The following is a 2250-nucleotide window of genomic DNA, read 5'->3' on the forward strand; positions in this document are numbered from 1 at the left end:
CCTGGAGGTCGGGGCGCTCCACCGCGATCTGGCGGTCGAAGCGGCCCGGGCGCAGCAGCGCCGGGTCCAGGATGTCGGGGCGGTTGGTGGCGCCGTCGCCGGCCAGATCGACCACCTCAACGAGAGCTACGGCGGCCGCGGCGAGGGCAACGCCCCGAGCCCGTTCCACTTCGAACTGGTCGGCACCGACTGGACCGACAACGCCTCCTGGTACGCCGGCATGACCCCGGGCTCCTCGGCCGAGCAGGCCATGAAGGCCGCCCTGCGCCAGGGCGACCAGGGCACCCTCAACCTCTACACCGCCCGCCTCGGCGACTCCCTGCTCGGCTGGTCGACCTTCCCGAACGCGTACCGGACCAACCCGGTCGACGACGGCGTGGTGGTGCTCGACGCCTCCCTGCCGGGCGGTGCCGCCACCCACTACGACGAGGGCGACACCGCGACCCACGAGATCGGCCACTGGCTCGGCCTGTTCCACACCTTCCAGAACGGCTGCCGGGCCCCGGGCGACTACGTGGAGGACACCCCGGCCGAGCGCACCGCCGCCTCCGGCTGCCCCGAGGGCCGGGACACCTGCACCGGCCCCGGACTCGACCCGATCCACAACTTCATGGACTACAGCTACGACTCCTGCATGACCCAGTTCACTCCCGGACAGGTCCAGCGGATGTCCAACTCCTGGGCTGCCTACCGGAGTTGACCGACATCTGGGCCCGGCCCGGCGGGACGACGCGAGGCGGAGCGGCGTTCGTCCGCCGGTGGCGCGGAACCGCGGCGCGGCCGGCCGGGCGGCCCGGCATCCTCCCGGGTCCGGAAGCCCGGCTGCAATCGATTTGAATGCCGCGGGCCGCTTCCGGCGTGGCAGATACCGGCCGTTTGTCCGATTTGATCTATGTTCGGAGGGTCGGGACCGATCAGGAGCAACCGAAGGAGCAAGGCATGAGTGCCAATCCCCGGATCGTCGTCGGCGTGGACGGCTCGCCCGCCTCGGAGCAGGCGCTGAGCTGGGCGATCGACTACGCGCGGGCCGTCGGCGGGACGATCCACGCGATCGCCGCCTGGGAGTACCCGGCCTTCTACGGCTGGGCCGGACAGGGCGTGCCGACCGTCGAGACCTTCAACCCCGAGGAACTCGCCGGCCAGACCCTCACCGAGACCGTCGCCAAGGTGGCTGGCGACGACGCCGGCGTGCGGATCACCGAGAGCGTGGTGCCCGGCAACCCCGCCAAGGCGCTGCTGGAAGCCGCCGAGGGCGCCGCACTGCTCGTCGTCGGCAGCCGCGGCCTGGGCGGCTTCTCCGGTGTGCTGCTCGGCTCGGTCAGCCGCCACCTCACCGAGCACGCGCCCTGCCCGGTGGTCGTGGTGCGCGAGGCCCACGGCGACAAGGAGCCGTCCGAGTAGGACGCCGGGGCCGGGGGCCGGTGCCCCGCCGGGCCGCCGCGCGGACCAGAATGGAGTCATGCCAGAAGGTGACTCCGTCTACCGCGTGGCGGCCCACTTGCACGAGGCCCTCGCCGGACAGCCGCTGACCAGCGCCGACCTGCGGGTGCCCGCGCACGCCACCGCCGACCTCACCGGCCGCCGGGTGCTGGAGGTCGCCCCGCGCGGCAAGCACCTGCTCACCCGCTTCGAGGGCGGCCTCACCCTGCACACCCACCTGCGGATGGACGGCCGCTGGGTGGTCTACCGCCCCGGCGAACGGTGGACCGCGGGCCCCGACTGGCAGGTCCGCGCCGTCCTCGGCACCGACCGGGGCACCGCCGTCGGCTACCGGCTGCCCGTCGTGGAACTGCTGCGCACCGCCGACGAACGGCGGATCGTCGGCCACCTCGGCCCCGACCTGCTCGGCCCCGACTGGGACCCGGGCGAAGCCGTCCGCCGGCTGCTCGCCCGTCCGGGCCGCCCGGTCGTCGAGGCCCTGCTCGACCAGCGCAACCTCGCCGGGATCGGCAACGTCTACGCCAACGAGCTGTGCTTCGTCGCGGGCGTCACCCCCTGGACCGAGGTCGGCGAACTCCCGCACCCGGACCGGCTGGTGGAGCGCGCCCGGCAGATGCTGGAGGCCAACAAGCTGCGCCCCGGCCACATCACCACCGGCGACACCCGGCCCGGCTACCAGCACTGGGTGTACGGCCGGGCCGGGCGGCCCTGCCCGCGCTGCGTCACCCCCGTGGCCACCGGGCGCCAGGGCGCGCCGCCGCGCGACCGGGCGGTGTACTGGTGCCCGTACTGCCAGCGCGGCCCGGCCCC

The 2250-nt window shown here is 74.1% G+C and carries 3 protein-coding genes; all 3 read left to right on the top strand.

Annotated elements, in window-relative coordinates; translation table 11 throughout:
- On the top strand, window positions 1-700 hold a 700-nt coding region (locus tag AB0E96_RS40460), incomplete at its 5' end, for a zinc metalloprotease (protein ID WP_359831766.1).
- Window positions 701-939: 239 nt separating this feature from the next.
- Window positions 940-1401, top strand: a complete 462-nt coding sequence (locus AB0E96_RS40465; RefSeq protein WP_359831768.1) for a universal stress protein — start codon at window positions 940-942, stop codon at window positions 1399-1401.
- 58 nt (window positions 1402-1459) lie between these two features.
- Window positions 1460-2250, top strand: a 791-nt coding sequence (locus AB0E96_RS40470) for a DNA-formamidopyrimidine glycosylase family protein (RefSeq protein ID WP_359831770.1), incomplete at its 3' end; no start/stop codon positions are given.

The organism is Kitasatospora sp. NPDC036755, assembly GCF_040636595.1.
In the GTDB taxonomy this organism is placed as follows: domain Bacteria; phylum Actinomycetota; class Actinomycetes; order Streptomycetales; family Streptomycetaceae; genus Kitasatospora.